Here is a 21,282-nt window from a genome sequence, read left to right as displayed (position 1 = left end):
CCCAATTTCTCTATATTAAAATCGAGAAATTGGGGTTAAGTTATTTAAAACAAATAACTAATTAATAATCCTGCTGACAACAAGAAGCCGAAAATCGTATTTGTCATCGCTGTTGATTTCATTGCGATGCGCATATATCCAGGATCCTTTGCCCCTTTTTGGAAACTTTGAATCGCAGAAATTGGCTTTCTCAAACCTAAGAACATAACTAATGCCCAAGGGCTTATATAACCCATTAATACAATTACGGCAATCCATAAATACGCAATGAAAAAGGCTACCGCTAGTGTTACCACAGCTTTTTCTCTCCCAAGGAGGATTACTAATGTCTTTCTTCCACCTTTAATATCTTCTTCGATATCTCGGATGTTATTTGACATATTGATTGCACCTACTAAAATTCCAATTGGAATGGAAATCAATACACTTTCAATCGTTACAGTATTCGTTTGAATAAAGAAAGCAATGAGTACAAAACATGTCCCCATTAACAACCCAGAAACTAATTCTCCAAACGGGGTGTACGCAATTGGTAATGGACCGCCTGTATATAAATAGCCAACTGCCATCCCAATTAAACCAATAACCACTAACCACCAACTACTATTCATACAAATATAAATGCCAATAAAAGCTGCTACGACATATAATAAAAGCGCAACTGTTAACACATTTTTTGGCTTCAATCCATGACGGACAATTCCGCCACCGATGCCAACGGATTCAGCGGTATCTAATCCACGTTTGAAATCATAGTACTCATTAAATAAGTTCGTTGCTATTTGCAGCGCTAAACATGCAAGCATCATCGCAATAAATAAAAGCCAATCAATTTTGGCAACATAAAGTGATGCCACTGTCCCTAAAATTACAGGAGAAAACGTCGCCGTTAATGTATGCGGGCGCGTCATCTTCCATATTAATTTAGCGGAACTAATTTCCTTTTCATTCCCCATAACTCTGTTCAATCTCCCTACATTTTAAGTATAAATTACTAGCAGTATCTTTCTATCTATTTCCTGCCACGCATCCATTCATTATAGCAATAAATGATTATCCTTTCTAACAAATCAACTTTTAATAAAGTAAAATTTATAAAATGAAACTTTAATCAGTAGGAGTTTTGTCATCCCCACTGATTATTAGTACATATCCATTGTTTTTTTACGGGCAGCCCTCCCATTCGCTGAATTTTGTGGTGGGAGTCTTACTGCCCGTTAATGCGGGATAAAAAAGAAGTCAAATTACTTCCAAACAACACCTCGCCTCTCATATTCCATTCTGTATTCAACAGCAGCCGCAATTTTAGGACTTGCGAATCTTTCCGTGATCCAAAGTCCCAAATCAACTCCTGAAGTGACCCCTCTTGCAGTGATAATATCCCCTTGATCCGCAATTCTGTAATGAAGAAGCTCTGCCCCGTATTCACTCATTTCATCCTGTGCAAAACAGTGCATCGTTGCCTTTCGACCGTTCAATATACCAGAGGCAGCTAATAGCATACCCCCTGTACACGCACCAACAACGATTGTTCCTGCATTGTGCATCTCGCTAATCATTTTAGTCAAAGTTCCAAGCTCTGCTTGTTTTCGTGCCCCATGCTCTGCTTTATGATTCCAGCCACCACCAGGTACAATTAACAAATCTGGACGATTCTCCTTCGTAAAAAATCATGTAGTTTAACTGTAACTCCAAACGAGGTAGTAACTTCCTTCTTTTGTTCACTCGAAACGAATTCAACTATAAATTGAGCCCCTTCTTCTATCGCTCTTTTCAGTACCTCAAACGGTGCGAAAGAGACAAGTTCTCCGAAACCATCAAACCATACTATTTGTATTTTCATTTTCGCACACCTCATATGCTTTCTTTTTTAAATTGTAGATATATATAATAATTGGACAATCTCAAAGTGTAAATTGTAAAGTATACCTAGATTATTCAAATAAAAAATAATATCCCACATAGTTAAATACATTTGTAAACCCTACATTTTCTACAACTGCAACAGAAGGCTTGTTCAATTCCATACAGTCCCAATATGGAATAATATCATTCTCCAAACAATCTTTCACAAAACTATGCGCTATCTTTTGAGCTAATTTTCTCCCTTGGTGACCTTCTATCGTTTCAATATCTATACAGTGTATATTTTCAAAGACGAATCCTGAAAAACAAACACTCACAATTAAATCATCATAAACAATGCAATAGCCAATCCCCTCATTGAAAAAAGAATCCGGTGAAGACCAAAACTCTAAAATTTTTGATTGTAAAAAATCAATGTTCTTAAATGTATTATTATTATTTTCATAGAGAGCTTTACTCATTTTCAGTACAGTATATCTCTGTTCAAATTTAGGCTCATGATGATTTTCATAATCCTCTTTTCCTAGCATATACACTCTTTGATTCCAACTCTTTAATTTACGATGCTGAAATATTCTTTCGATTGTTTTATTCCACTTCGAATGATTCCCGATTCCTTCAAAGCAATCTAATCCTACTCTCCTCGCCTCAGGTACTATTACATGATTAATAAAACGATTCACTTCTTTATTAAACTCTTCATTTTCAGCATCTCCAATAAAGAAGAAGCCATCATTATTACCTAACCAAATGAGTCCCGAATTAGGAGAAGTCACGTTATCTACAAATATACGACCAGGATTCACTCCTGCAATTACAGCACGTACCTCTAATTGACCTTGTTCATTCACTAAACGATTACACCTATAAAAATCATCCTTGCTTAGTTCACAGATCATACGTTACACCCCTTTTTTAAACTGTTCTATTCTAACTTTACCATTTTTACATAATATTCTGTATTTTTACTAAGAGTAGTTTTAAAGCGATGCGATAAGTAAATGAAATACATAATAAAAAAGAGCCAATCTCCAACACAATAGAAGATTGACTCTTTCCTTTATTTACTCACCTGTTTCAGAAAATCGTTTTATACGTTCACCAATTTCATCGCGAACACGTTGAAATTCAGACCATTCTTTTCCTGCCGGGTCATCAAATCCCCAGTGAACACGATTTACGTGCGAAGGTGTCGAAGGACAAACAGAATCCGCATGACTACAAAGTGTAACGACTAAATCAGCATTATTTAAAATGTTTGTATCAATCATATCTGATGTTTGATTTGTTATATCGATATTCACTTCATTCATTGCTTTAATCGCATTTGGATTCACTCCATGTGCTTCGATTCCTGCAGAATATACATTCCACTTACCTCCTAAATATTGTTTACCCCACGCTTCTGCCATTTGGCTTCGGCATGAATTTCCTGTACATAAGAAATAGATTGTTTTTTTGTTTTCCATGTTGTTTTCCACCTTTGTTTTTAAGTTGATTGATCATTAAAATATTTACGTTTAAACCCAAAAGCGACATTTACAAGTGCAATCATGACAGGTACTTCGACTAACGGTCCAATGACAGCTGCGAATGCTGCGCCCGAATGAATACCAAACACACCAACTGCTACAGCAATTGCTAACTCAAAGTTATTACTACCTGCTGTAAATGCTAACGTTGTCGTCACCGGATAGTTTGCACCAATTTTTCTTCCCATAAAGAAAGAAACAAAAAACATTACAATAAAATAGATTAATAACGGAATCGCTATTCTTACCACATCTAGTGGCACGCTAACAATCATCTCTCCTTTTAAAGAGAACATAACGATGATTGTAAATAGCAATGCAAGTAATGTAAGTGGACTAATTTTAGGTATAAACACTTTTTCATACCACTGTCTTCCTTTTAACTTAACTAGTACAAAGCGTGTCAACATACCTGCTATAAAAGGAATTCCTAAATAGATACATACTGATTTTGCTACTTCTATCATTGTAATATCGACAATAGCACCTTCAATCCCTAACCATTCTGGAATTACAGTTACAAATACGTATGCATAAACTGAGAAAAAGAGCATTTGGAATACCGAATTAAAAGCAACTAAACCTGCCGCATACTCTTTATCCCCATCAGCAAGATCGTTCCAAACAATTACCATTGCAATACAACGTGCTAACCCAATCATAATGAGACCAACCATGTATTCTGGTTTATCAGGAAGAAAAATAATTGCTAACCCAAACATAAGTACCGGACCAATAATCCAATTTTGTACTAAAGATAGCACTAACACTTTTACATCTTTAAATACTCGGCCCATTTCCTCATAGCGAACTTTCGCTAACGGTGGATACATCATTACAATTAAACCAACAGCAAGCGGAATAGACGTCGTTCCAACCTGTAATGTATTCAGTCCGTCTACTACACTAGGGAACACAAACCCTAAACCAATCCCAACAGCCATCGCTAGAAAAATCCATAGTGTTAAATATCGGTCTAGAAAAGATAAACGTTTCATTTTATTTTCCATCTCCTATTAACAACAAGAATTTTTAGCTACCTCATTTGAAGTCGCGCAACAAGATGACTCTTCAATTTTGTGAACATTACTATCTGCTTTCGTATAAAAGAATTCCCACTCATTCCCATCTGGATCTGTTACCCAAAACTTATCTTGCACCGCATAGCAACAAGTCGTATCCATCTCATCACGCGCAAAGAAACCTTCTTTTTCTAATCGTTCTTTATGTAATGTAATTTCTTCAGCTGTATCCACTTGGAAACCGAAATGATTTACTTGATTTCCATTCACCTCATCTCGTACGTTCAGCGTAAAATTAAGTCCTGGCGTCTCTAATAAAAATTTTGCATAATCTGTTTTCACTTTAACTGGTGAAACACCAAATACCTTTTCATAAAATTCAATAGACTTCTCTAAATTCGTAACGTTTATACCGACGTGAACATATCTCATACCTTATTCCTCCTTTTTATATATCATTAATCAATTTTTTTTGATTAACAACTCAAAATTTTAACAGCAACTACCTTTCCCTGTTTTTCTAAAGATACAGCACAATTCTTCTGATAATAAATTATTCACTTCCGCATCATTTAAATCATAATAACTCCACGTACCTTTTGTTTCTTTTACAATCAAACCTGCATCTAATAAAATTTTTAAATGATATGATAATTTAGATTGCGTCATTTCAAAAACTTCTGTTAAATCACATACACACGTCTGTCCTCGCTGGCAAAGTTCATACATGATTTCTAAACGTTTCTGATCCGCCAACGCTTTAAACTTTTTCTCATAGAGCTGAAAATTTTGTGCCACTGTAGTTCACTTCCCTTCATCAACTTTTTTTGATGTTTATAGTATATACGTAGATGAGTTCTATATGCAACTTATTAATCAAGTTTTTTTGATTTATCTAAAAAACTTCCTCGCATCATATCTTTGTTACAATTAAAAAAGACCATAACCTTTTCAAAAATGAAAAACTATGGTTCTTTTTACAACTTAATAGTTACAATATTTCCGAGAAATGGAGTCTCTATAACTATTTTAAATTTTAATTTGATCATTATAGAGTAGTGCCCCATCACCCTCAATCTAAGAAAAACAAATACCCCAAAATGAGAAAAATCGATATGCTCTTGTTTTTGGTGCATATTCATAAAAAGCACGTTACTATTCTCATTAACATAAGAGAATAGTAACGTGCTTTTAATTTCAAAAATTGTCTAAGATGGTTGTGGGGCGGGCCCCCCATAAGAACGGTATCTAAAAGATTGTATGATAGGTGTTAGTTCCATTCCAATGGCCTCAGCCGGCGATTAACTCAAATACCGATTTCGGATGACCGCCATGTGATGAAGTTCGTGTCCTGCGACGCCGTACGCGAGGGCGCGCGCCGTAATGCTTAGGTTGTTGGCTGTGCCCTTGCGGGTCCACGCCTCAGCCGGTAGCCCGCGCAGCAATGTGATCGTTGATTGCCGTACGGCCCGGTAGTCTTCGGCCAATTGCGCGGTTGTCCAGCTTCCGAAAGGAGGTATGAATAATTCCTGATCGAAACCAGTCAGAGGCGTCTGGTCCCCTCTTGCGAACCGGAGCAGGCGGTAGGTCATGACGCGTTCCGCGTCTGTAATGTGGCCCACGACTTCTTTCAGCGTCCATTTTCCTTCCGCATACCGATATGTGGCCTGGCTTTCGGTCAACGATGCCAGGAGCTCTGTCATTTGCTTTTCCTGGGCGAGCAGAATATCGATGATGTTACCGTCCGGCACCAAACGGATATATTCGCCGGAGCTCCCGGCATATTCTACTTCTGACGGTCTTTGATTCATGCGTAGCCACCTCTTTATGTAGATATAGAAAATTATAGCACTCGTCTATGTCTAATCAATTCGCGAAATAATAGAACTTCCCTTCTAATAATTGAGGATAAGCAACTATTTAGTCAGTCGCCACACTATCCTGATTCGTTAGCACAATAAGCAATGCTAATCAATAATGCATAAAAATTAGAAGTTATACAATATTTCAAAGTTATTAACATATATTAGATTATTCCGAAACATATATAAATACATTTTGTCGAAACTATTAAAAAGGGAGAATTTCTCTAGCTGGAGAATTAATAATTGTGTTACCAATATGTAAAAATCTCAATTTAAAATTAAAGGAGAACAAAATGGGACAAATAATTGTATCGATGTACCTCTCACTAGATGGTGTCATGGAGGAACCAGCTTGGACTGCTCCATACTTCAATGAAGAAGTAGCAAAGTTTCAATCCGATTTACTGTTTGAAAGTGAAGCTCTTCTACTAGGGCGAGTAACCTATCAAGGTTTTGCAGCTGCCTGGCCTTCTATGACTGATGAAGAAGGTTTTGCTGATAAGATGAACAGCATGCCTAAATTTGTTGCTTCAACAACTTTGGAAAAAACCGAATGGAATGCAAATCTTATCAAGGGTAATATTGTAGAAGAAATATCGAAATTGAAGGAACAGCCCGGTCAGAACCTTTTAATTTATGGTAGCAGTGATCTTACACAAACATTGATGCAACATGACCTCATTGATGAATATCACTTTATAGTCAATCCCGTTATCGTAGGAAGCGGAAAGCGTCTCTTTAAAGACCAGAGCAATACAAAAGCATTAAAACTTATAGAAACAAGAACGACCAGTTCAGGTGTCGTTATTCTTTCCTATCAGCCGGAGAAAAAAGAATAATTATTGATAAATTATAAAAAAAGATTGACTCTTTCAGATCAGGAAAAGTTAAAAATAACTTCCAATAACGAGAATAATGTAAATAAGCTGTCCATGTGGACAGCTTATTGTTTTTTTGCTTAGCGTGCAAAATTCGCGTCTTGTTCGCGGGACTCCAAACAGTACGATTTTATTTCAAAGACACAACGATCTTACTACACACTTTTTATTTATCCCACACTCTCATCTGCTAATATTACTATTTTTTATTACTAATGTTGCCGTTTCACTCGGATGGCTAAGAGGAAAATGATGGCCATATGGAACAAAATCAACCTTACCAAGATGCGATGGAGCAGAATAGCCTCTGTCATAATCCCCCCAAATAATGTGAAGGTTATACTTTGTTACTTCATTGAAATCACCTTGATCGTTTTTCAGTAGTAAACTGTTAAGCTGGACCGTAGTATTTAAAATTCTGGGAGAAGTAAAACTATTTCTTATTTTTTCAATATAATGTTCAGGGATGCTCTCCATACTTTCAAACAAACCATTACTTAATAAATAACGCTCTATCAAATTAGTAGTTGCCAATTTTAATGTCCATTTGTTCATAACTTGAGGAACATTTAGCGATTTAGCATTTTTTTTAGCAACAGGTGGCTGAAGTAAAGTGATTGAATACTTCTTATCTATGTACTCTTGTACCACTGCTTCCAGAAGAATAAACGCACCGAATGAATGTCCAATTAGATGCGCACCATTCGTAGCTTTCTCCAATAACTTTTTCACTACATTCAAATAGATATCTAGAAGATTTTTCTCTTGTTTAAAAGGAGACCGTCCCAAACCTGGAAGATCCAAGATCCATACAGGTTGACCAGTTTTTTCATGAAGCTCTTGTGCTAAAGGAAATAAATCCTCTCCATCACTCAATAAACCATGTAATAAAATAAACGGTTTACCCTTTCCTTGTAATTGGTAAAGGGTAGTGTTATCGCATAATGTTCGTTTAAATAAATGATTATGCCGGCCATTTTGATACATTATTCGATAATCCAGATCAGCTACTACGGCAGGGAAAAATTTCATTACACTCGTCTTCTTAAACCAATCTCCTCCCATAATTTTTTTCGCTGAAACATTTGAAAATTTTTGTTTTGTAATAAAATTCAGTCCATCAGAAGGAATTTTTGTTATTTTACTTCCTCCACTATTCATAATTGCTTTCATAAATGGCATTGGAACAGAGATTTTTGGTGCCCTCATATTCATACTTTCCGACATAATACTTAATAATTCAGCAATGTTTTGATCGTGCTGTTTGTCTTCAACAAGTGTATATGTTTGAATAGTCGGTTGCTCCAATCTGAAAACCTGCACAATAAACTTCGCAAGCTCATCGTTTGAAATAAGTGGTAACCTATATCCCTTACCTCCAGGAATCACTGGCATGAGCCCTCTTCGCATACTCATCACAAGCAAACCTAATCCTGCTATCTGCTCTGTACTCCCTGTTTTACTACTACCGACTACAGTTGGCGGATTAATTACAGAAAGCGGATAACCTACTGCTGATGCCTGCTGACGGATATAAAGATCTGCTAAAAATTTTGTTCTCTCATATGGATTTTTTATTTTCAAATAATTGTTTCCTTCTTTAAACACATCAATTGCAATCTTGCTATTTTTATCATCAAAGGGACTCATATAACCTACAACATGAATAAATTGTTGCAAACCCTTCAATTGATGAATACTTTTAGCTAATTCACTAATATGTTTGGCACCATTTAAAAATACGGAAGCTGCCTCTTTACTTGTCGCTTGAATATCCATGGGGCCTCCTGCGTGAGTAATCACATCCGTTTTCAATACCCTCTCCTTATCTTCAGCACTTAGACCTAAATCTATTTTCGTCAAATCACCTTCAATAAAGTGCATAACTTCCTTTTTTAAGATGCCTCTTTCTTGAAAAAGGCGTGTTGCTTTATTTTTCGACCTCACTAAAAGAAGAATTTTAACATCCTCTTTGGCTAATTCTTTTACTAATTGTTTTCCAATAAAGCCTGTTCCACCAGTTAAAAATACTGTTCTCATATAAAATCCCCCTTTTAGTACTACTTAGTACTAATTTGATGTAAAAAAAATGCTTCTTTTATCGAAGCAATTTTAAAAAATGATCTGCTGTTTTCGTGATTACAGTTGCATCCTTCAATGTTTCTGAAATAAATAACGCTCCTTCAAGATTTGTAATAAAAAGTGATGCAACCTCATCAATATTAATCGTATTTCTGAATTCTCCATTCTCTACCCCTTGTTTAAGTAATAGAGAAACTTTCTTTTGTAATCCTGTAAAAAAAAGACCTATTTTTTCTTTTATTTGCGTGGCCTGTTTAGGACTTTGAATATAAAGAGTAATAAATGGACAGCTCCCCTTATACTCCCTCGACTGAACTCCTTGTGATAATTGCTTTAAAAACAGTTGGATACGATCTTCAACTAAAAATTGGTTCTGAGAAAGTATGTCATCAATTGCAGATTGATACATTTCAATCCAATAATCAACGACCCCTTCTAATAATACTTCCTTATTAGAAAAGTGATAATACACATTAGACTTTGAAACTTTGCTTACACGTACTAATTCATCCATACTTGTATAAGCAAACCCTTTTTCTAAAAATAATGTTGCAGCTACTTCAATCACACGTTTTTGATTCATTAATTTTATCTTTGTCATAACTAGAACTATATAGTACTAATTTAAATATTGCAAGTATTTATGTTAATTTTAAAAAAAGTTCCACTAACATTGATTTTACTGCAAAAAATCTTATTTTGAATAAAGTTGAACTGAACCCCGAAATTGTTCATTCACTATCGTCTAATCGGGGGCACCATACATACCCGTCAACTTAAGAAAAAGAAATGCCCCCTGATTCAAGTTGCCTAGCGAAAAAATCACGTTTTAATAGACTTCTTTAGTATGCCTATCTTTCTATAAATTACTAGATTAGCTTGATGGCTATGGAGTAGTGACCCTATAAACAAAACCCGCCAGAAACATCTAAAATCTGCCCCGTTACCCAGCGGCTATCAGAAGAAGCAAGGAATGCTACTGCATCTGCAATATCTTCAACTTGCCCTATTCGTCCGAACACAGATGAGTTGGTAGCAAAATTTCGTATTTCCGGATCATCTAGCAATTTTGCATTGATATCTGTCTTCGTATATCCAGGCATAATTGTATTCACTGTTATACCTCTTTCTCCAAGATGTTTAGCTAGAGGCAGTGTCATCGTATTAAGCGCACCTTTACTTAAGCCGTATGCAATTGAGCCTGTAAAACCAAGTCGTACTTCAGCTGATGAAATGTTAATAATGCGACCCTCTGCTCGTATTAATGGTAATGTTTGCTGGATTAAAAAGAATGGTGCTTTCATATTTACAGACATAATTTCATCAAAAACTTCTTCTGTCGTATTTTCAATCGTTCCTTGTGTACCTATCCCTGCATTGTTTACTAAAATATCAATCTCTGATGTACCAACTTTTATTTGTAATTCATGCTTTAACTGTTCTACTAGCTTTTTGACACCATCAATTGAATTGAGTTCAGCTTCAATTAAGAACGCTTTTCCTCCATTAGATTCAATCTCACTAATCGTTTCATCTGCAGCTGTTTTATTTCGACCGTAGTGAATCGCAACTAATGCTCCATCTTTCGCCAATCTCATCGCAATCGCACGGCCAATTCCGCGACTCGCTCCTGTTACTAATGCTACTTTTCCATTAAGATTCTTCATTTTTTCCATCCTTCCTAAATTTCCGTTTGATGAATGCTATACTTATATTTTCATGCAAAAACCAATCATTTTAAATATAGATTTATAGGTAATTTAGTTCGTTCACTTATGATATTATAGTTATAATTTATGATTCACTTTAGAAAACAAAACAAGGAGGCTACACAATGCAAAACACAGTAAAACTGGATGAAATCGATCATAAAATTATGAACTTGTTGTATGAAAATGCGAGAATTTCCGTTTCAGAAATAGGACGAATTATATCCATGACGCAACCTGCTGTAAAAGAACGTATTAACAAGCTTGAAGATCAAGGAGTTATAGCGGCTTATCGAACGAAATTTGAGCCTGCAAAAATTAATAAAAACATTCAAGCATTCATCATGTTTAAAACGAGCCAATGCTCTGATTTTATTCAATTTTGTAATGCCGCTCCTGAAGTAACAGATTTATTTCGAATTAGTGGGGAATTTAATTATATGATGAAGGTCATGAGCGATTCGATGGATTCCCTCGCTGCATTTTTAGACTCCTTAATGCAATTTGGCTTGTCATCTCCTTTAATTGTTTTAAAGAGTGAGTTTGAGGAGAAATTGTCGTTCTAATAAAGGGATACGTATTACCCTCCGCTAACAGTACAAGCTTTTCCTTTATGAGAAAATCCAACAGAATCAATGATTAGTAACCAAAAAAAGAACATTGATTTTCAATGTTCTTTTTTATATCTCTACTTATTAATTAGATTGCTATTCGAAAAAAGCACCTTAATCCCCTTACCCTTGATTCCTCTGCGCCTCTCTAAATTCCTCCTTGACCTTCTCTAACAACCCTTCTTCCGTAATTAATCGATATGCCGTATTTGCTAATGCTTTTGCCGATGTAATTAATGCTTTATCTCCAAGTTCTGAACGTGCTGCTTCTCTAAATTCATTCGTATGTGCAATTAAATCATCTGGTCCGATTTTAATGTACGGATGAATTGTCGGTACAACTTGACTTACGTTTCCTGCGTCGGTTGAACCGATTCCTACTCTTTCTTTACGATTTACATCTTCACCTAATAGTTCTAGTTCTTCCGCTACGATATCGTTATATGTTTTTGTTACGAGTAGTTCATCGATTTCATTTTGGAATTGATGGATTTTTACTTTTGTTCCTGTTGCTAACGCTGCTCCCTGCGCAATGTTTTTTACTTTTTCTGTTACTTCTGCACATCTTTTTCGCGTTGCTGCACGGATGAAGAATCTTGCTGCGGCGTAGTCAGGAATAATATTAGGTGCTTTTCCGCCTTCTGTAATAACGCCATGAATTTTCACGTCTGACGGAAGTTGTTGGCGAAGTGCGTTAATACTGTTATACAGCTGAATCACCGCATCTAATGCGTTAATCCCTTCTTCAGGTGATGCTGCGGCGTGAGCTGTTTTTCCGTAAAAATGAAAATCAAGTGGATCGACTGCTAGTGAAGGACTCGTTGTTGCTGTCTTTCCGCTCGGATGAATCATAAGCGCTGCATCAATATTTTTAAATAAGCCTGCCTTTACATAACTCGATTTTGCGCTACCGTTCGGTCCTCCTTCTTCAGCTGGTGTTCCGAAAACGACAACTTCCCCGCCAATTTCTTCAAGCGTTTCTGATAATGCGATCGCTGCTGCAACGCTAATTGTGCCAATTAAATTGTGACCACACGCATGGCCAAGTCCTGGTAAAGCGTCATACTCAGCTAAAAATGCGATTGCTGGTCCTTGTTTTCCAGAGCTTTTTCGCGCGATAAATCCCGTTTCATGTCCAGCTATATTGTGCTGCAACTGAAACCCTGCACTACCTAGTAATAAACTTAACGTTCTTGATGCGTAAAACTCTTGGTTTCCAATCTCCGGATTCGCATGAATATCATGACTTGTTTCTATGTACTTTTCCTTATTTCTTTCGATACTCTCTTCAATTGTTTTTCTTTGTGACGCTACTCCTGTCGCTCCCATTTTTCTTCCTCCTTTTATTTTCACGTAAAAAAGCCTCTTTCTAAAAGATAGAAAGAGGCTTTTGTATATACAGTCAAAATGAGCTTCTTTCTTATCTTTCAAGTTACCTTGCTGGAATTGGCACAGTATTCATAACGAATCCGCTGCCGAGGTATCATAGGGCCAGTCCCTCCACCTCTCGCGATAAGAATTTTCATAAAATTATATTAAATTATTTTTTATTCTAAGTTCATTCCAAGTAAAAGTCAAGGAATTCCTATCCGAATTTACCGAATATCTAAAAATCCTTTTAATACACCAATTGTCTCAGGTGCTTGCAGTCTTGCACATACGTACGGAAATTCCGTACTACCTTCAAACATCATTTGAGATGTGAGCGGTGCGCCTGCCCAGAAGATTTCATCATCAATTACGATAAACGGGAATGCTTTATTTTGTCTTTGTAACTTTACATTTTTCAGTGGAACTGGTCCATCACTATAAACTATTATCTGTGCATTTGTACGCATTAACGCTTGCCATACTCGCTTATCCACTTGTTTTGTACTTGGAAGTGAAATAATAATTTTTCGTTTTGTGGCTAAAATATCTTTCAATAACCCTTTCGGCTCTTCAAGATTCATTTCCATAAACCAGCGTAATCGTTTCGATATTTTTCGTTCCCACAATTGTCTTGATGTCGTGCGATCATACACATCTCCGTGACGTTCTATATGAGCTGTTAATTGTGACAACGCTTGTTTTCTTGAAAGATTTTTACGCATATAATGGCAATCTGATAATTGAATGAACTTCCCTCTCGCTCTTGTCACTGCTACATTGACGAGGCGATGGTTTTTATGGTCAAAGAATAATACGCCAGGTCGTTCTTGCGGATAACTGTCAACCGTATCAAAGATCATCATATCTCTTTCAGAACCTTGGAACTTATGAACTGTCGCCGCTAAAACTGGTATGTGTTGATATTTCGTTCTCTGCAACATTTCTCTAATACACGTCGATAAAAAGCGTGACTGCGCCCTGTAAGGTGTCACAACACCAATTGATTGAATACCGTCTAACAATCCGATTAACATCATTTGCATCGCTACTAAACCAGACATAATGTTAAAACGTGAACCAGAAGCAGCATCTTTTAACGAAAAAGCTCCCATTTGGCTCGTATCAAATAAAACACTCGCTTCATTTGCAAACGGCTGCAATTGCGCAAGTTCTTTACGCTCTGAAACAAACGGATGATCGTATACTCTATTTTTATAAATAAACGAATTCGTAAACTTCGATATATCCGCATGCATACGTCTTTGTTCCTGCAACATAAATAGATTTGGGTGTGCTTCTGATTTATTAACAGACTCCACAATCCCAGCATGGTAAAACATATCTTCCCCAAGCCATTTGCGAACGAGTTCATGATTTGCCATCGCAATTGGAGGTAACTGTAAAAAGTCACCGCAAACGACGATACGTTTTCCAAGTGAAGCAGCTAATGCAATTTGCGGAACGAACGCCATACTCACCTCATCTACGACAACTAAATCAAATGTACGCTCATAAATTAGCGCATCAATGGCACATTTCGATAAAGTTGCGCCGATTACTTTCGCATTTTCAATATATTCTTTTTCTACTTCTTTAATTTTAGCCTTTTGCTTTCGAAGATCACTTTCAATCTCCTGCATACGCTTCTTATCAGAGGACGTTGCCTTATACGATAAGATTTTTTCACGAAGCTCTTGGCGTGTCTCTTCTAAATAGAGTCTTTCCTCACCCCATGATTCGTTCGTCGTTTCAACTAACTTAGATGCAAGTAACGTTTCATGATTTCGTATATGTTCATGTTGACTATAACCGTAACGAACAATTTCGCCAGGCGTCCATTTCTTTTTCTTCTCAATTTGCTTCGTTACTTCACTCATTAATACGTCTACTGCCGCATTACTATGAGCTAACACAAGTACCGATTTTCCTTTTTGATAATGGGCCGAAATAATACGTGATAAATTGTAAGACTTCCCTGTTCCCGGCGGTCCCCATACGTACGTTGTCGGATTATAAAACGCGCGATATGCCAGTTCATTTTTTGGATTTTTCATCTTCTCAATATGTTTCGGGCTGCTCGTCCCATCAACAAGACGCTTTATACGATTACGTTTCAGCTTATCTTTACGTGCTTCTTTCAATCGCTCTTGCAGTTGCTCTAAAAGTTGCCACGGTTCACTGTATAAAACCGCTTCTCTTATTTCACCTTGTATATAATCATTTAATTTCAGTTCTATTTCTAATCCATGTACAGATAATACTTCTCCTGTCGCTTCCTCACCATCGAACTCAATTCGAATCGGTGAACCTTCAGGTAAGCTTACTTCCGAAATAAGCTGAAATACGTATACTGTACTTTCATAATCTGTATATAAAAAACGACCATTCATGATAGAAATTTTACTACCACCTATCGTTTTCCAATGTTTAATTTCATATGCTAATGCATAATGCCACTCTTTCATCGTTTCCGATAATGAAGGAGTTTGAGTAGTTGTATTCATCGTATAATCTCCTTCCTTCTCCCCAAACATACTTTCTCACTATACCATATAACACGCTAAAATTTGTAAGGTTTTTATCTTGCTTATTTTCTTAATTTTCAATAATATATTGTATATAATTTTCAGAAAGAAGGAATCTACATGCCAGTTAGAAGAATAGAACACGTTGGACTTATGGTTGCAAACTTAGAAGCATCTATCTCATTTTATGAAGAAGTAGTCGGCTTACAGCTCCTTAAACGTATGGGGCACCCGAACCCAGACTTAAAACTCGCTTTTTTAGGTGTGGAAGAATCGAAAGAAACGATACTCGAATTAATTGAAGGCTACAACTCTTCCCTTCCGGCAGAAGGAAAAGTACATCACATTTGCTTTAAAGTGGATTCATTAGAGGATGAAATCGAAAGACTAAAGAAACACGCAGTAACCTTTTTACTAGGAGATGAAATCGAAACATTACCAGATGGAACACGTTACATATTCTTCGCTGGCCCTGATGGGGAGTGGATTGAGTTTTTTGAGACGGAGAGATAGAGTGAAACTTTAGTCAGCCCACAATAAACGGGATAATAACTTTATGATCCACATAAGGAGTAGAAACTGATGAATATAGTTTTTTGGGTACTTATACTATTTCCACTTCTTAATATAATCCTGTTAAAGAGGTGGAATATAAGTCCCATTAATCTCATGGGGGTATTTGGTAATTTAAAAATGCTGTTTACTTATAGCACTTTTACGAATGCAAAAATAGCCAAAATACGCAAGCAGTTTCGCATAAAAACTTGCATATTTTAGGCTGTTTAATTGTACTCCTTATTTTGTTAAAGTTACCCGTCGGTTCAATTCCAAAGATCTCAGCTGACGATTAACTCAAGTACCGATTTCGGATGACCCTCATGTGATGAAGTTCGTGTTCTGTATCCGTTACACTATCTGTAGCAACAGTTGCTATCTCATTTTCTTCAACACTTGACAAGGTAACACCTTCTTTTCAAATTCAAAGAAAAGTTTTTATTTTTCAGCATAAAGCATTATAACTCAACTGTTTTCATACAAAATTTTATGCAAAAAAAGAAAAGCGAGGCTCCTTCATATCCCCGCTACATCAATGATGTATAAAATCCTATATAAGAGATACATAGACCAAAAAACAAGATCCCCTGTACATACAAGGATTCTATGAAATTATTTGCTATCGATAATGGGACGTTATGTTAACTATATACGAATATCATATTCATCCAAAATTGCCCTTATTGATGGTACAATTAAAGTCTTGGAGGGGGATTATGGGAATTATTTTATATTTTGCATTTTATTTTGGAGTACTGTTTCTTATAATTGGTACTGCATTAGTTTTATTTATTATGGCTGCATTACCAAAAATCTGGAGTAAAAATCTATCATTCGTAATGATCGGTTTAGGGATAAATATACTTACTATTCCGTTGTCTTTTTTTATAGGTGGGATGGCAACAGATTCTCCTGATAGTACTAGGTTAGATTTTTGGAAAGGATTTTTCTTTATTCAAAAAATACCGCTCTTTTTACTGAGTTTTTTATTATTTTTAACTGTGGTGTTGTGGTTTATTCGTAAGAACAAGAAAAAAGTAAACATATAGAATTTCAAAACGACTTCCAATAACAAGAATTATGTAAATAAGCTGTCCATGTGGACAGCTTATTGTTTTTTTTGCTTAGCGTGCAAAATTCGAGTCTTGTTGGCGGTACCCCATCGCTATCAAGCTAAGTTCATACAACATCAAAGTCATTACAGCTCCATGAGTGCCTAATACTACTTTCCTTTTAAACATATAATTACATTTCTATTATTTATTTTACCACTTGTACAGATGCTGGTTTCCACCCTTGATTCTCTACCCAATCAATATTAACCTTATATTTTTTATTACTTTGTTTATCTCGTACATTACCGTAGGCTTTATTATTACCATTATTTCCAATAAAATCGAAAATCAATTGGCTCTCTGGAACATCAACAGCATAAGAGATTGCTTTTTTCATCTCACTCCAATCTACTGTTCCTTCTTTAAATTTCATATCAGGTTTTGCTCCTTGCTCTGTACCAATTGGCTTCCATGAAGGATTAGTTTGAGGATCCTTTTCTTGAGATACCGTTTTTTCTTCCTCTTTATTTTCAGTTCCGTTCGTTTTTACCGATTTTTCTACTTTTTGTTTCCCTTCTAACTGTGCTGCTTCTTTATCTTCGCTTTTCTTTTCTTCTATCTTTGCTATTTCTTTATCTTCAGTTTTCTTCTCTTCTATCTTTGTTGCTTCTTTATCTTCAGTTTTCTTCTCTTCTATCTTTGCTGTTTCTTTATCTTCAGTTTTCTTCTCTTCTATCTTTGTTACTTTCTTTTCTTGAGCAATTGCTTTCGTTGATGTATTAGAAGGGGTAAACAATTGGTATGTCACTATACCAACTGTCACTAATACCAAAGTAAATGCAATATTAAAAATTGCCTTTTGACGACGATTCTGTTGTTTTTCTTGAAATCTGCTTACTTGTCCCATTCTTCAAACCTCCGTGTTTACTTTCTTCTCTACTCTTTATGTATTATCCCTAAAATTCTTAATATTTTTATTAAACAATAGAAATAAACTACACTTTCCATACAGGATTTCATATCATAATAAAATTTGTGTTTTTTCAAGTATCTGACATATGTTATTCAAAATAGTTTAATACATTAAAAATTGATAAGCTTCTGCACTTAAGAAACCTTCAATTTTATTCAAAGGTGATTCCAATTACGTCCACATTAGATCTCCTGTAGAAAGCTTTTTAACAATTAAACCTCTTCTTCCCTTATTAATAATTTTAAAATTAAATTTCCCTCTATAGTATAATAAAGATGTTTCGTTTTCTAATGGGGTATGTCGTAAAATCAAAAGAGATTTTATCTCTTTTACCTTCTTTTCAGAGTAAAGTTCACCACTAGGAAATTCTATTATTCCTAATGTAATCTTTAATTCGCTCTCATCAAAAGCCCACTCTTTATTAAGTTCTCTTATCTTTTGTATAAAGCTTCTTTTAGTTTGTCCTATATAGAGCAATGTTACATTCTTAGCATATACTCTAGAGATTGCAAATATCCCCTTCTTAGAAGCTTCTTCCCTATTATAAAAGTCATTTATACTATACATGCCATACCACTTAATATGTACTGTTTCTATGAATCTCACCTCGTTTTTAGACAATATTATAATTTCTTAATGTTCAAATTATTATGGATACATATGCTTGATTACTTGAATTATAAATTGTGCTTTTCAATAATACATTTTATTATTACTAATTTCAATAATGAAGAAAAAATACAATATTATAGTTTAATTACAAAGCTGTATAAAAACAAAGTGATGTCGTGCCACATATTTTCTTTTTTTACAATTTCAAACTATCGTGAACAAAATTTTAAAATTTATGGAATAAAAATATAATGTGTATGTACATACATTTCTATTAATTGAAGAAAAAGAGTAGAAATTTAATCTCTCTACCCTGTTAAAATTATTCAACTCCCAAAAAACTGTACATCTTCTAGAGATACTAATTTTCTAGTTTTGATGTTTTTATAGTGCTTGAGCGTGATATTATTCAAGTTTTTTCATTGATAATGCATAAATACAAACAAAACCAGTAATACATCTTTTCTGTACCGTACTGGTTTTGTTTAAGATCATCTTAAATTATAGCTAGTTCACCGAGATTGCAAATTCCGATTTCGGTGCCCCAGCGAATACGATTGTTCCGTTCTTCGGAAGTTCCACCTTGTTATTGCCACTCACAATGGTGAAGTTGACGCAAACTCCCTTCTCATCATACACCGCAAATGAACCATTTGATGGCAGCGTCACGGTCATCCTTTTGTCTGTTGCCGCTTGTGGAATTGTAAACCATTTCGCATGTCCATTTGCTCCCAGCGTAACTTTGGATGATTGGCCTACATCAATTGGTTTTACATTAGATTCACTTACGTATAACAATCCTGCCATCTCCATATATTCATTGCCGCCTTCTGTATAGAAATGCGTTTCCGTCGTATCACGACCATTCATCACGGGTACTTGGATCTGATGCACCGCGGTGTTCGGACCTGTAATTTTTCTGCCATCCCAATAGCCTGCTGGGCCTTCCTTGCGAGTAATTTGAGTACTAAGATGTTTCGACTGAACAAGATATTGAATAGAACTAAATTTCTCGTTTACACGATAAAACTTGACACCTTCCCTCTTTGCCCATGCAGCAGCGGTTTTCTTCGAAAGCACGTTGTCTTCTAGTTTCTCAGCTAAATAGTGGGTCATCACACTTTGCCCTAAACCTGGATAAGATTTATATGCGCTCTCCTTCAAATAAGTTCTTCCATTCTTCTCGGTTACGAAGTTGAGCTTGGAAGTACCCCCCTCATTAATAAAGCTGCCATCAGCAGTATATACATATTTTTCTTCTGGATTAGATGGTAAGAATAGTTCACCGTTCTTCGTAATTTCAATTTTGAAATGAGTTTCGCTATTGCCATAAAATCCTGCTTTCTTTGCTACGCCTTGAGGCATTTTGACTTTGACCGGCTTACCAAAGGATTTGTTCGGCTTGATTTCCTTAATAGTACCTTTTTCTTTAAGCGTAGCGAGCAGCAATTCAGTTGCCATTAGCTGATTTGTAGAGCTCCGTCCACCAGATGTCAATACAGCCGCTGCTATTTTCTGTTCCGGAAGCACGACTAATATAGCATGTTGCAATGCCGTATCGCTTCCCTTACCCAAAGCTTTGATCCCATATTCACTGAATGGGTATAGTTTCACACTATCCCAGCCAAGACCATAGTTAAAAATATTCTCGCCAGCCCCCGGCCACATTCCTTTTTTATATTCCTCTTGCTCCATTGCCTTAACTACCTTATCAGAGAGGATTCCTTTTCCCTGTCCCATAAATAGTTGTGAGAATCGCACCATATCTTCTGCCGTGGAAGATATACCTCCCGTACCAATAACATTCACCGATTCAATTGGAAGTTGCCCTTGGTACGCCGGGTAATATAGTCCAGCCCGATTTTCATCCCTCCATTTGTCCTGCGGCGTTTTCGTATGATTCATCTTTAAAGGCTCTGTAAAGTTTTGATGTAGAAATTCAGTAAAGCTCATACCACTAACTCTTTCCACCAAAATTTCGGCCAGCGTAAAACCATCGTTACAGTATACCGAGAAAGCACCAAGATCCGCCTTCAAGTTTTGATTTGACAATTGCTGTAACAAGGTATCATGGGCATAGGTATCATTATCGTTAAATAAAAATGCATTACCTAACGTAGAACCTTGCAATCCAGAGGAGTGATTCAATAACATACGCGGTGTAATACGTTTGTATCGACCGTCTTTCATCTTAAAATCAGGAACATAGCGGACAACAGGAGCATCCAAATCGACTTTTCCTTCATCGACCAATTTCATTACAGCCGCTGTTGCATACATTTTACTAACTGAACCAATCCCGTATAAAGTATCTTTGGTTAGCGGCTTTTCCCCTTCCATATCGTTCTTGCCAGCCTGACCCGACAAAATAAGTTTTCCATTATCAATTAGTGCATACTGCACGCTAGCTGCCCCATGGGACTTCGTAAGTAGCTCCGCCTTCTCTGCTGCAATCTTCTTCAGTTCCTGACTAGCTACTTCTTCACCAGTTACAACAGTAGTCTTACTTTCAGAAAATGCTTTCGCTCCGGTTGGTAGAATCATAGTTACCGCTAATGCAGTGGCTAACACACCAGTTAGCTTATTTTTCATCACGGAATTACCTCCTTAAATAATTGATCGTTTT

General features: G+C 36.1%; 19 protein-coding genes, 1 pseudogene and 1 riboswitch. Of the genes and pseudogenes, 4 read left to right on the top strand and 16 right to left on the bottom strand.

Annotation, left to right across the window (positions count from 1 at the left end):
- Window positions 1-44 precede the first annotated feature (44 nt).
- The 8 genes and pseudogenes from menA to ACTFRM_RS09740 all read right to left on the bottom strand — a co-directional run bounded on the left by menA (window position 45) and on the right by ACTFRM_RS09740 (window position 6,231).
- A complete protein-coding gene (gene menA, locus ACTFRM_RS09775; protein ID WP_000526090.1) occupies window positions 45-956 on the bottom strand; it encodes a 1,4-dihydroxy-2-naphthoate polyprenyltransferase in 912 nt (303 codons plus the stop codon).
- A gap of 288 nt (window positions 957-1,244) precedes the next feature.
- Window positions 1,245-1,843, bottom strand: a pseudogene (locus ACTFRM_RS09770) (DJ-1/PfpI family protein).
- Window positions 1,844-1,934: 91 nt separating this feature from the next.
- Window positions 1,935-2,765: a GNAT family N-acetyltransferase gene (locus ACTFRM_RS09765; RefSeq protein ID WP_440043266.1), complete on the bottom strand. Its 831-nt coding sequence runs from the start codon at window positions 2,763-2,765 to the stop codon at window positions 1,935-1,937.
- A 165-nt stretch (window positions 2,766-2,930) separates the two neighbouring features.
- Entirely contained in the window at window positions 2,931-3,335 is a 405-nt protein-coding gene (gene arsC / locus ACTFRM_RS09760; protein ID WP_000428364.1) for an arsenate reductase (thioredoxin), read from the bottom strand.
- A 20-nt stretch (window positions 3,336-3,355) separates the two neighbouring features.
- Window positions 3,356-4,396 carry an ACR3 family arsenite efflux transporter gene (gene arsB / locus ACTFRM_RS09755; RefSeq protein ID WP_414208881.1) on the bottom strand — a complete coding sequence of 347 codons (1,041 nt, stop codon included), beginning with the start codon at window positions 4,394-4,396 and terminating at the stop codon, window positions 3,356-3,358.
- Window positions 4,397-4,414: 18 nt separating this feature from the next.
- A complete protein-coding gene (locus ACTFRM_RS09750; protein ID WP_001271022.1) occupies window positions 4,415-4,852 on the bottom strand; it encodes an ArsI/CadI family heavy metal resistance metalloenzyme in 438 nt (145 codons plus the stop codon).
- 60 nt (window positions 4,853-4,912) lie between these two features.
- Window positions 4,913-5,218: an arsenical resistance operon transcriptional regulator ArsR gene (arsR, locus tag ACTFRM_RS09745; RefSeq protein ID WP_002026021.1), complete on the bottom strand. Its 306-nt coding sequence runs from the start codon at window positions 5,216-5,218 to the stop codon at window positions 4,913-4,915.
- 503 nt (window positions 5,219-5,721) lie between these two features.
- Window positions 5,722-6,231, bottom strand: coding sequence for a DinB family protein (locus ACTFRM_RS09740; RefSeq protein ID WP_001076325.1), 510 nt, complete (start codon window positions 6,229-6,231; stop codon window positions 5,722-5,724).
- A 347-nt stretch (window positions 6,232-6,578) separates the two neighbouring features.
- Here ACTFRM_RS09740 and ACTFRM_RS09735 point away from each other — a divergent pair, with 347 nt between their 5' ends.
- Complete coding sequence (locus ACTFRM_RS09735) at window positions 6,579-7,124, top strand: dihydrofolate reductase family protein (RefSeq protein ID WP_000529758.1); 546 nt, start codon at window positions 6,579-6,581, stop codon at window positions 7,122-7,124.
- Between the two features lie 222 nt (window positions 7,125-7,346).
- On the opposite strand, the gene ACTFRM_RS09730 is transcribed toward ACTFRM_RS09735, so the two are convergent.
- From ACTFRM_RS09730 to ACTFRM_RS09720, 3 genes are all read right to left on the bottom strand, one after another.
- Window positions 7,347-9,203 (bottom strand): alpha/beta fold hydrolase, encoded by a 1,857-nt coding sequence (locus tag ACTFRM_RS09730; RefSeq protein WP_440043265.1) that lies wholly within the window; start codon window positions 9,201-9,203, stop codon window positions 7,347-7,349.
- 58 nt (window positions 9,204-9,261) lie between these two features.
- Window positions 9,262-9,828: a TetR/AcrR family transcriptional regulator gene (locus ACTFRM_RS09725; protein ID WP_001072312.1), complete on the bottom strand. Its 567-nt coding sequence runs from the start codon at window positions 9,826-9,828 to the stop codon at window positions 9,262-9,264.
- A gap of 319 nt (window positions 9,829-10,147) precedes the next feature.
- Window positions 10,148-10,912, bottom strand: coding sequence for an SDR family oxidoreductase (locus tag ACTFRM_RS09720; protein ID WP_000793421.1), 765 nt, complete (start codon window positions 10,910-10,912; stop codon window positions 10,148-10,150).
- Between the two features lie 167 nt (window positions 10,913-11,079).
- Here ACTFRM_RS09720 and ACTFRM_RS09715 point away from each other — a divergent pair, with 167 nt between their 5' ends.
- On the top strand, window positions 11,080-11,520 hold the full coding sequence (locus tag ACTFRM_RS09715; protein ID WP_001181717.1) for an Lrp/AsnC family transcriptional regulator: 441 nt from the start codon (window positions 11,080-11,082) through the stop codon (window positions 11,518-11,520).
- A gap of 168 nt (window positions 11,521-11,688) precedes the next feature.
- On the opposite strand, the gene ACTFRM_RS09710 is transcribed toward ACTFRM_RS09715, so the two are convergent.
- Entirely contained in the window at window positions 11,689-12,894 is a 1,206-nt protein-coding gene (locus tag ACTFRM_RS09710) for a M20 family metallopeptidase (protein WP_017657516.1), read from the bottom strand.
- 88 nt (window positions 12,895-12,982) lie between these two features.
- A riboswitch (SAM riboswitch) is annotated at window positions 12,983-13,084 on the bottom strand.
- 76 nt (window positions 13,085-13,160) lie between these two features.
- Window positions 13,161-15,470, bottom strand: coding sequence for an AAA domain-containing protein (locus ACTFRM_RS09705; RefSeq protein ID WP_002182886.1), 2,310 nt, complete (start codon window positions 15,468-15,470; stop codon window positions 13,161-13,163).
- Window positions 15,471-15,581: 111 nt separating this feature from the next.
- On the opposite strand from ACTFRM_RS09705, the gene ACTFRM_RS09700 reads away from it, so the two are divergent.
- Together ACTFRM_RS09700 and ACTFRM_RS09695 are read left to right on the top strand one after the other, a co-directional pair.
- Window positions 15,582-15,974, top strand: a complete 393-nt coding sequence (locus tag ACTFRM_RS09700; RefSeq protein WP_001145269.1) for a VOC family protein — start codon at window positions 15,582-15,584, stop codon at window positions 15,972-15,974.
- 758 nt (window positions 15,975-16,732) lie between these two features.
- Window positions 16,733-17,065 carry a hypothetical protein gene (locus tag ACTFRM_RS09695; protein WP_000511402.1) on the top strand — a complete coding sequence of 111 codons (333 nt, stop codon included), beginning with the start codon at window positions 16,733-16,735 and terminating at the stop codon, window positions 17,063-17,065.
- A gap of 211 nt (window positions 17,066-17,276) precedes the next feature.
- Here ACTFRM_RS09695 and ACTFRM_RS09690 read toward each other — a convergent pair whose 3' ends face one another.
- The 3 genes from ACTFRM_RS09690 to ACTFRM_RS09680 all read right to left on the bottom strand — a co-directional run bounded on the left by ACTFRM_RS09690 (window position 17,277) and on the right by ACTFRM_RS09680 (window position 21,248).
- Window positions 17,277-17,978 (bottom strand): DUF1510 family protein, encoded by a 702-nt coding sequence (locus ACTFRM_RS09690; protein ID WP_440020814.1) that lies wholly within the window; start codon window positions 17,976-17,978, stop codon window positions 17,277-17,279.
- 237 nt (window positions 17,979-18,215) lie between these two features.
- On the bottom strand, window positions 18,216-18,650 hold the full coding sequence (locus ACTFRM_RS09685) for a hypothetical protein (RefSeq protein ID WP_002164503.1): 435 nt from the start codon (window positions 18,648-18,650) through the stop codon (window positions 18,216-18,218).
- A 513-nt stretch (window positions 18,651-19,163) separates the two neighbouring features.
- On the bottom strand, window positions 19,164-21,248 hold the full coding sequence (locus ACTFRM_RS09680; protein ID WP_440043264.1) for a serine hydrolase domain-containing protein: 2,085 nt from the start codon (window positions 21,246-21,248) through the stop codon (window positions 19,164-19,166).
- Window positions 21,249-21,282: the final 34 nt, after the last annotated feature.

The organism is Bacillus cereus group sp. MYBK227-1 (assembly GCF_051916325.1).
Lineage (GTDB): Bacteria > Bacillota > Bacilli > Bacillales > Bacillaceae_G > Bacillus_A > Bacillus_A cereus.
This window is presented reverse-complemented; position numbering and strand designations above follow the sequence as displayed.

What these genes read in the sequence shown, in the direction of transcription:
- menA (WP_000526090.1), bottom strand. Translation starts at nt 956, where the DNA reads ATGGGGAATGAAAAGGAAATTAGTTCCGCTAAATTAATATGGAAGATG.
- ACTFRM_RS09765 (WP_440043266.1), bottom strand. Translation starts at nt 2,765, where the DNA reads ATGATCTGTGAACTAAGCAAGGATGATTTTTATAGGTGTAATCGTTTA.
- arsC (WP_000428364.1), bottom strand. Translation starts at nt 3,335, where the DNA reads ATGGAAAACAAAAAAACAATCTATTTCTTATGTACAGGAAATTCATGC.
- arsB (WP_414208881.1), bottom strand. Translation starts at nt 4,396, where the DNA reads ATGAAACGTTTATCTTTTCTAGACCGATATTTAACACTATGGATTTTT.
- ACTFRM_RS09750 (WP_001271022.1), bottom strand. Translation starts at nt 4,852, where the DNA reads ATGAGATATGTTCACGTCGGTATAAACGTTACGAATTTAGAGAAGTCT.
- ACTFRM_RS09740 (WP_001076325.1), bottom strand. Translation starts at nt 6,231, where the DNA reads ATGAATCAAAGACCGTCAGAAGTAGAATATGCCGGGAGCTCCGGCGAA.
- ACTFRM_RS09735 (WP_000529758.1), top strand. Translation starts at nt 6,579, where the DNA reads ATGGGACAAATAATTGTATCGATGTACCTCTCACTAGATGGTGTCATG.
- ACTFRM_RS09730 (WP_440043265.1), bottom strand. Translation starts at nt 9,203, where the DNA reads ATGAGAACAGTATTTTTAACTGGTGGAACAGGCTTTATTGGAAAACAA.
- ACTFRM_RS09725 (WP_001072312.1), bottom strand. Translation starts at nt 9,828, where the DNA reads ATGAATCAAAAACGTGTGATTGAAGTAGCTGCAACATTATTTTTAGAA.
- ACTFRM_RS09720 (WP_000793421.1), bottom strand. Translation starts at nt 10,912, where the DNA reads ATGAAGAATCTTAATGGAAAAGTAGCATTAGTAACAGGAGCGAGTCGC.
- ACTFRM_RS09715 (WP_001181717.1), top strand. Translation starts at nt 11,080, where the DNA reads ATGCAAAACACAGTAAAACTGGATGAAATCGATCATAAAATTATGAAC.
- ACTFRM_RS09710 (WP_017657516.1), bottom strand. Translation starts at nt 12,894, where the DNA reads ATGGGAGCGACAGGAGTAGCGTCACAAAGAAAAACAATTGAAGAGAGT.
- ACTFRM_RS09705 (WP_002182886.1), bottom strand. Translation starts at nt 15,470, where the DNA reads ATGTTTGGGGAGAAGGAAGGAGATTATACGATGAATACAACTACTCAA.
- ACTFRM_RS09700 (WP_001145269.1), top strand. Translation starts at nt 15,582, where the DNA reads ATGCCAGTTAGAAGAATAGAACACGTTGGACTTATGGTTGCAAACTTA.
- ACTFRM_RS09695 (WP_000511402.1), top strand. Translation starts at nt 16,733, where the DNA reads ATGGGAATTATTTTATATTTTGCATTTTATTTTGGAGTACTGTTTCTT.
- ACTFRM_RS09690 (WP_440020814.1), bottom strand. Translation starts at nt 17,978, where the DNA reads ATGGGACAAGTAAGCAGATTTCAAGAAAAACAACAGAATCGTCGTCAA.
- ACTFRM_RS09680 (WP_440043264.1), bottom strand. Translation starts at nt 21,248, where the DNA reads ATGAAAAATAAGCTAACTGGTGTGTTAGCCACTGCATTAGCGGTAACT.